The following is a 362-nucleotide window of genomic DNA, read 5'->3' on the forward strand; positions in this document are numbered from 1 at the left end:
GATCATAGCCTCGTGGTAAGTGTCGCTGCGTGTGAGGGCCCAGACATAACCGTTATGGAAAAACAGCTCACCCACTTCGAGGTCCGCGATGTACGTCGGGAACCGCTTTTGTTCCTGAATATCGACTCTCATGTGTTCTCCCCGGTCGGCATCGGCACATGCTTCACGACGAGCATCGACACATCGAACAGCGTGTGGACGGCCTGCACGGTAACGACACCAGTATCCCCATCGGGGCTCAGTCGCGCGCCCTCAACCAGACCCTTGACCGTAGCCATGTTCCCGATCGCAATCTTGTCGCCTTCTGCCATCGTGAGGTCGCCCACGAAAAACGAGATGCGCAGACGATCCCCGATCGGGAT

Annotated in this window: 1 protein-coding gene; it reads right to left on the reverse strand. The window is 57.7% G+C overall.

The window, feature by feature from the left end; all coding sequences use genetic code 11:
- Nucleotides 1-128: 128 nt before the first annotated feature.
- On the reverse strand, nt 129-362 hold a 234-nt coding region (locus AC1RPH_RS08035), incomplete at its 5' end, for a hypothetical protein (RefSeq protein ID WP_481762062.1).

The organism is Dellaglioa sp. CoH-57-MRSF-16 (assembly GCF_056782055.1).